The 6,794-nt window shown below is 74.1% G+C and carries 6 protein-coding genes; 4 read left to right on the forward strand and 2 right to left on the reverse strand.

Annotated features, from left to right (window positions below):
* Positions 1 to 233: 233 nt before the first annotated feature.
* Complete coding sequence (locus tag ACK586_RS24995) at positions 234 to 1,424, forward strand: glycosyltransferase (RefSeq protein ID WP_409333240.1); 1,191 nt, start codon at positions 234 to 236, stop codon at positions 1,422 to 1,424.
* Between the two features lie 82 nt (positions 1,425 to 1,506).
* Here the strand turns inward: ACK586_RS24995 and ACK586_RS25000 are convergent, their stop codons facing one another.
* Positions 1,507 to 3,213, reverse strand: coding sequence for a glycoside hydrolase family 13 protein (locus ACK586_RS25000; protein WP_409333241.1), 1,707 nt, complete (start codon positions 3,211 to 3,213; stop codon positions 1,507 to 1,509).
* 135 nt (positions 3,214 to 3,348) lie between these two features.
* On the opposite strand from ACK586_RS25000, the gene ACK586_RS25005 reads away from it, so the two are divergent.
* Together ACK586_RS25005 and ACK586_RS25010 are read left to right on the forward strand one after the other, a co-directional pair.
* Positions 3,349 to 4,731, forward strand: a complete 1,383-nt coding sequence (locus tag ACK586_RS25005) for an MFS transporter (protein ID WP_409333242.1) — start codon at positions 3,349 to 3,351, stop codon at positions 4,729 to 4,731.
* Positions 4,719 to 5,096, forward strand: coding sequence for an FKBP-type peptidyl-prolyl cis-trans isomerase (locus tag ACK586_RS25010; protein WP_409333243.1), 378 nt, complete (start codon positions 4,719 to 4,721; stop codon positions 5,094 to 5,096). Before ACK586_RS25005 ends, ACK586_RS25010 begins: the two co-directional genes overlap by 13 nt.
* Positions 5,097 to 5,123: 27 nt before the next feature.
* Here ACK586_RS25010 and ACK586_RS25015 read toward each other — a convergent pair whose 3' ends face one another.
* Positions 5,124 to 6,257, reverse strand: a complete 1,134-nt coding sequence (locus ACK586_RS25015) for an IS630 family transposase (RefSeq protein ID WP_409333244.1) — start codon at positions 6,255 to 6,257, stop codon at positions 5,124 to 5,126.
* Positions 6,258 to 6,330: 73 nt separating this feature from the next.
* Here ACK586_RS25015 and ACK586_RS25020 point away from each other — a divergent pair, with 73 nt between their 5' ends.
* Positions 6,331 to 6,699: a hypothetical protein gene (locus ACK586_RS25020; RefSeq protein ID WP_409333245.1), complete on the forward strand. Its 369-nt coding sequence runs from the start codon at positions 6,331 to 6,333 to the stop codon at positions 6,697 to 6,699.
* Positions 6,700 to 6,794 lie beyond the last annotated feature (95 nt).

A 6,794-nucleotide genomic window follows, 5' to 3' on the forward strand; every position in this document is an offset into this window, starting at 1 on the left:
TCGCCGCTCGTCTTCCCACCACACCTCATCGGCACGGTGATGATCAAGCGACAGATGTCATGAGACTTCATCCCTGACACATCTCATGGGACTCGACATCGGCGTCACGCCGACGAATCTCCTCCGCGCCGACGTGGCGGCGACCGCTCGCGGTCACCGGGCGGACACGTCAGCGGCCGACATTCCCCGTGTCCGGGCCCCTCCAGGGCCCGCCGGCAGCGAGGGGTCCGTCCGTGGCCGCAGCCGCGCGCACCGCTGTTCCCGTCCACCCCGCGCCGCCCGTGGCCGGTCTGCGGGTCGCCGTGGTCGCCGAGACGTTCCGCCCGGCGGTCAACGGCGTCGTCAACTCGGTGGTCCGCGTCGCCGACCACCTCGCCGTCCGCGGGCACGTCCCGGTGGTCGTGGCGCCCAGCGGGCAGTCCTACACCAGCGAGTGCGGCGCACCGGTGGAGGTGGTCGGCGTGCCCGCCATGCGGCTGCCCGGCTACCGCGGGCTGTCGGTCGCCCGGCCGGGGCTGGACCTGACCGCCACCCTGCGCGCACTGCGGCCCGACGTGGTGCGCCTGGCCTCGCCGGCGCTGCTCGGGGCCGCCGCCGGCCGCGCCGCCCGGGCGCTCGGGATCCCGGTGGTCGCCGTCTTCCAGACCGACCTGGCAGCCTTCGCCCGCCGGTACCGGCTGCCCGGCGGGCCGGCCCTGGCCGACCGGCTCGTGCGGCGGGTGCACGGGAGGGCCGACCTGACCCTCGTGCCGTCGTCGGCCACGGCGGCGGTGCTGCGCAGCCGGGGGGTGCCCGACCTCGCGCTGTGGGCGCGCGGGGTCGACGGCCGGCAGTTCGACCCCCGGCGGCGCGACCCGGTCCTGCGCGCGCGGCTGGCTCCCGGGGACGAGCTGATCGTCGGCGTGGTCGCCCGGCTGGCCGTGGAGAAGCGGCTGCACCTGCTGGGCGAGGTGTGCCGGCTGCCGGGCGTGCGGCTGGTCGTGGCGGGGGACGGGCCGTGCCGGAAGCGGCTGGAGCGCGCGCTGCCGCACGCCGTCTTCACCGGGCAGCGCACCGGCGCCGACCTCGGCCGGCTCGTGGCGTCGCTGGACCTGTTCGTGCACCCGGGCCGGGACGAGACCTTCTGCCAGGCGGTGCAGGAGGCGCTGGCCGCGGGCGTTCCCGCGGTGGTGGCCGCGGCCGGCGGGCCGCTGGACCTGGTCCGGCACGGGCGCAACGGCTGGCTGTGGAGCGGCGACGACCCGCGGGTGCTGGCCGCCATGGTGGCGACCCTGCGCGACGACCGGCTGGCGCTGCGCGCGGCGGCGGCCCGGGCCCGCCGGTCGGTGGTGCACCGGACCTGGGCACGGGTCGGCGACGAGCTGATCGGCCACTACGCCGCGGTGCTCACCGGCGGCGCGGCCCGCGCCGGCACCGCCGCCTGAGCGGGCGCCATCCCGCGACGAGATCTGCACACTCGTCGGCATCAGCGGGTGATGGCGACCACTGTGCAGATCTCGCCGACGCTCAGGGCAGGCGCAGCACCCGGGCCTCCCAGGCGCGCAGCTGCGGCCCGGGGTCGCGCAGGTTGCCCAGCAGGAGCTCCGCGCCGGCGGTCTCGGGCAGCAGGACGGCGAGGTCGTGGGTCGCCGCGGACAGGTTGCAGACCACCAGCAGCGTCTCGCCGTCGAGGGACCGGGTGAACGCGTACACCTCCTCGGAGCCGGGCAGCAGCATCCGGAAGTCGCCGACGGCGACGACGTCGGAGGAGTGCCGCAGCGCGATCAGCCGCTTGTGGTGGGCGAACACCGAGTCGGGGTCGGCCCGCTGGGCGGCGGCGTTCCACTCCCCGTGGTCGGGATGGACGGCGATCCACGGGGTGCCGGTGGTGAACCCGGCGTTCGGCGAGCCGTCCCACTGCACCGGGGTGCGCGCGTTGTCCCGGCTCATCACCCGCAGCGCGGCCAGGACGTCGGCGGGGTCGGCCCCGGCGGACACCGCGTGCACGTGGTGGTTGAGCGACTCGACGTCGCGGAACTGCTCGAGCGCGGTGAACGGGAAGTTGGCCATCCCGAGCTCCTCGCCCTGGTAGACGTACGGCGTCCCGCGGTGCAGGTGCAGCAGCGTGGCCAGGCAGGTGGCCGAGTCGCGCCGGTACCTGGGGGAGTCGTCGCCGAAGCGGGACACCGCCCGCGGCTGGTCGTGGTTGTCCCAGTAGAGGGAGTTCCAGCCGACGTCGGCCAGCCCGGCCTGCCAGCGGCCGAACGAGGCCTTGAGGTCGCGCATCCGCAGCGGGCGCACGTCCCACTTCGACGCCCCGTGGTCCAGGCCGACGTGCTCGAACTGGAACACCATGTCCACCTCGGCGCGGGCCGGGTCGGTGAACAGCCGGGCCTGCTCCACGGTGACGCCGGGCATCTCGCCGACGGTCAGGAACGCCCCCTCCCGCCCGGCGAACACCTCGCGGTGCATCTCCTGCAGGAACTCGTGGATGCGTGGCCCGCAGAGGTAGGACGCCGACCCGTCCCCCCACGCCGAGCCCGGCAGCGGTGGCCCGTCGTGCAGCGTCCCGTCCGGGCTGACGTCCTTGCTGATCATGTTGATGACGTCCATGCGGAAGCCGTCGACCCCGCGGTCGAGCCACCACCGCATCATCCGGTACACCGCCTGCCGGACCTCGGGGTTCTCCCAGTTCAGGTCCGGCTGGCGGCGGTCGAACAGGTGCAGGAAGTACTCGCCGCTGGCCTCGTCGAGCTCCCAGGTCGACCCGGAGAAGAACGACTGCCAGTTGGTCGGCTCGGCGCCCGGGTCGCCGGCGGCCATGCCCGCCCTCGGCGGCCGCCACCAGTACCAGTCGCGCTTCGGGTTCGCCCTCGACGACCGGGACTCCACGAACCAGGGGTGCGCGTCGCTGGTGTGGTTGACCACCAGGTCCATCAGCAGCCGGATGCCGCGGGCGTGCAGCTCGGTCACCAGCCGGTCGAAGGTGGCGAGGTCGCCGAACAGCGGGTCGATGCCGGTGTAGTCGCTGATGTCGTAGCCGTTGTCCGCCTGCGGGGAGGGGTAGACGGGGGAGAGCCACAGGACGTCGACGCCGAGGTCGGCCAGGTGGTCCAGCCGCTGCAGGACGCCGCCGAGGTCACCGATGCCGTCGCCGTCGGAGTCCATGAACGAGCGGGGGTAGACCTGGTAGACGACGGCACGGGTCCACCACGGGGGGTCCTCGGCGGGCATGTCCCCAGCCCAGCACGCCCCCCGCGCGCCCGCATCCTCCGCCGTCGGCATCCTCCGCCGTCGGCGAACCCCTCGCGATCCGGCCGTGGCCCTGCGTCAGGATGGCGGTCCGCCACCACCGAGAGGACGTCGTCCATGGCCGGCCTGCCGCGGGCCCTGTCCCCGCTGCGCTCGGGCAGCTACCGGCTGCTCGCCGGGTCCCTGGCGCTCTCGCTGTTCGGCCAGGGCATGTGGGCCATCGCCCTGGTGTGGCAGGTCCTCGCGCTCGGTGCCGGTCCGGCCGTGCTCGGCCTGGTCACCGGGGCGAGCGCGGCGGGCATGCTGGCCAGCACCCTGCTCGGCGGCGCGCTGGCCGACCGGGTGCCGCAGCGGCGGATCCTGCTGGGCGTCGAGCTGCTGCAGACCGCCGCCGCCGGCGCGGTCGCGGTGCTCTCCCTCGCCGGCGTCCTGACCACCTGGCACCTGGGCCTGGCCTCGCTGCTCACCGGTATCGGGATGGGGCTGTACTACCCGGCGTACTCGGCGCTGGTCCCGGCGCTGGTCCCCGCCGAGCAGCTGCTCGCGGCCAACGGCCTGGAGGGCGTCGTCCGCCCGCTGCTCGCCCAGGCCGCCGGTCCGGCCGTGGCCGGCGTCGTCGTCGCCGCCTCCTCGCCCGGGATCGCCCTCGCGGCGACCGCGGCGGCGGCGCTGCTGGCCGGCGTCGCCGTCCACGCGCTGCCCGACACCCCCGTGCGCCGGGAGATCGGGGAGGGCGGGCCGGGGACCGGCCTGCTGGCCGACGTCCGCGAGGGCTTCGTCTACATGGTGCGGACGCCGTGGCTGCTGGCCACCCTGCTGTTCGCCGCGGCCATGCTGCTGGTCTTCATCGGCCCGTTCCAGGTGCTGGTGCCCTACGTGGTGGCCGAGGTCGGTGGCGGACCGGCGCAGCACGCCTGGGTGCTGGCCGCCTTCGGGATCGGCGGCGCCGCCGGGTCGCTGGCCGTCGCCTCGCTGCGGCTGCCCCGCCGGTACCTGACGGTCATGAACGTCCTGTGGGGAGCGGGCTGCCTGCCGATGGTCGTCTTCGGGGCCTCCCCGGCGCTGTGGGTGATGGTCGCGGCCGGCGCGCTCATGGGCGCGACCTTCCAGGCGGGCATGGTCATCTGGGGCACGCTGCTGCAGCGGCGGGTGCCCCCGGAGCTGCTGGGCCGCGTGTCCAGCCTCGACTTCTTCACCTCGCTGAGCTTCATGCCGCTGTCGATGGCGCTGGCCGGCACGGTGAGCGAGACGATCGGCACGACGGCCACCTTCCTCGTCGCGGGCCTCGCGCCGCCGGTCATGGCCGTGGTCGCCGTCGTCGCCGCCCGGCTGCCGGCCGACGAGCTGGCCCACCCGCTCGACACCGCACCGGCCGCGCCGCTGCCCGAGCCGGTGCCCCCGACCGGCGCCGCAGCGCCGGCCCCGGCCGGCGCTGCTTGGATGGACCGCGGTGCCGGGACCTCCCCGGTGCAGGAGGGAGAGATCTCGTGGCCGAACTGACCCGACCGGACGTCGACCCGCCCACCGGACCGGCCCCGGCGGACCTGGTGATCGAGGACATCGTCGTCGGCGACGGGCCCGAGGCGACCGCCGGCAGCCTGGTCAGCGCGCACTACGTGGGCGTCACCCACGACGCCGGGGAGACCTTCGACGCCTCCTGGGATCGCGGCGACCCGCTGGAGTTCCGGCTGGGGGTCGGCATGGTCATCCAGGGCTGGGACGAGGGGATCGCGGGCATGCGCGTCGGCGGCCGCCGGCGGCTGACCATCCCCGCTCACAAGGCCTACGGCGACCGCGGCGCGGGCGGGGTCATCAAGCCCGGCGCGACGCTGGTCTTCGTCGTCGACCTCGTCGGCGTCCGCTAGTGGTCCCCTCCGCTGAAACGTCGGGGGTCATGCGGCTGTCGGCTCGTGGCGGGCGAGGCGTTCGAGGAGTCGGTCGAGGGATTTGCGGCCGAAGTGCCAGTCGAAGGGTTCGGCGTTGGCGTTGTAGCGGTCCTGAAAGGCCAGCAGGCGGTCGGCCAGTCCGTCGAGGTCGGCGAAGTCGGCGGGCTTGATCACCTTGCGCTGGACGATGGAGAAGAAGATCTCCACCTGGTTCAGCCAGCTGGCATGGATCGGCAGGTGCACCAGCTCGCAGGTGGGCCAGGCGGCGTGCATCCGCTCGATCGAGCGGGCGCCGTTGTGTGAGGAGCCGTTGTCCACGATCCAGAACACCCGCCGCGCCGAGGCGTAGGGCTCGCTGGTCATCACCTGCTCGACCAGCTGGCCGAACGGCTCGATCCCGGTGGTCGGGGCGCAGCGGCCGATCACCCGAGCGGCGTGAACGTCGTAGGCGGCCAGGTAGGCCAGCGTGCCGCCGCGGCGGTACTCGAACTCCTGTCGCCGATCGCGACCGGGTGCCGGTGGCAGGTCCGGGTGGCGCCGGCGCAGCGCCTGCAGTTGGGACTTCTCATCGGCACTGATCACGTACTCGTCGGCCTCCAGCGGCTGGCCGTGCCAGAGGCGGTCGTAGAGGTCGAGCACCCGGGCGGCCTTGACCGCGAAGTCGGGGTCACGGGGGAAGATCCATGACCGGAACCGCCACGGGCGGATCGCATCGGCGCGCAGCCACCGGCCCACCGTCGAGGCAGAGATCGAGCCGACCACGCCGCGGGTGACCGCCTCGGCGGCCAACTCGCTGGTGCTCCACCGAGACAGGGGCACCCCGGTCTCGGCGGGCAGCGCGCAGGCCAGGGCCTTGATCTCGGCTTCCGCGGTGACCGGAAAGGTGCGCCGGTGACCCGGCCGGGCCCGATCGGCCAGTCCGGCCAGCCCTTCGGTGCAGAAGCGGGCCCGCCACTTGCGCACGGTGTCGCAGCAGACGCCCAGCCGCCGGGCGATCTCGGCGTTCGCGACCCCATCGGCGGCCGCCAGCACGATCCGGGCGCGCAGCACGACCCGATGGGCGGCTCGCTGCGCTCGGGCCCGTGCGGTCAGCACGCGGCGGTCCTCTTCGGTCAGCACCACCCGATACGGGCTGCTCATCGCCATCGCTGTTTGTCCCGCCGTCGGCATCGCAACCGGCGGCGCCACGCCGCGCGGCGGCGAGGATGAGGCGATGCCGAAGAAGATCCCGGACTCGACGAAAGACTCGCTGCACCTGCGTCTGGTCCAGCGAGCCCGGGCGCGCTGGCCGGACCTGGCCGACGTGCGGATGCGCTACCGGGCCGGCTTCGCCTACGTCGATGGCCTCATCGCCGACGGCCCGCTCATCCCGCTGTGCCGGCTGCGCTACCTCGGTTCGGCCACCACCTGGGGCTTTGCCATCTACCGGGCCAGCCACGACGACTACGAAGACAACTTCCTGCCCAGCGGCTCATCCACCGGCACCGCCGAAGAGGCCCTCGACTGCGCCTGCGGTCTTTACCTGGCCAACCCGGCCATCTGGAAGATGGATCCCCGACGTTTCAGCGGAGAGGACCACTAGTGCCGCGGCTGCCAACCTTCGCCCAGATCGCGGCGGCAACGGGGGTGTCGACGGGCGCTTGAGAGGGCCAGCCTTGTCTTGTCTGATCCTGACTT

Origin of the sequence: Trujillonella humicola, from assembly GCF_046233715.1 — a bacterium.
GTDB lineage: Bacteria > Actinomycetota > Actinomycetes > Mycobacteriales > Geodermatophilaceae > Trujillonella > Trujillonella humicola.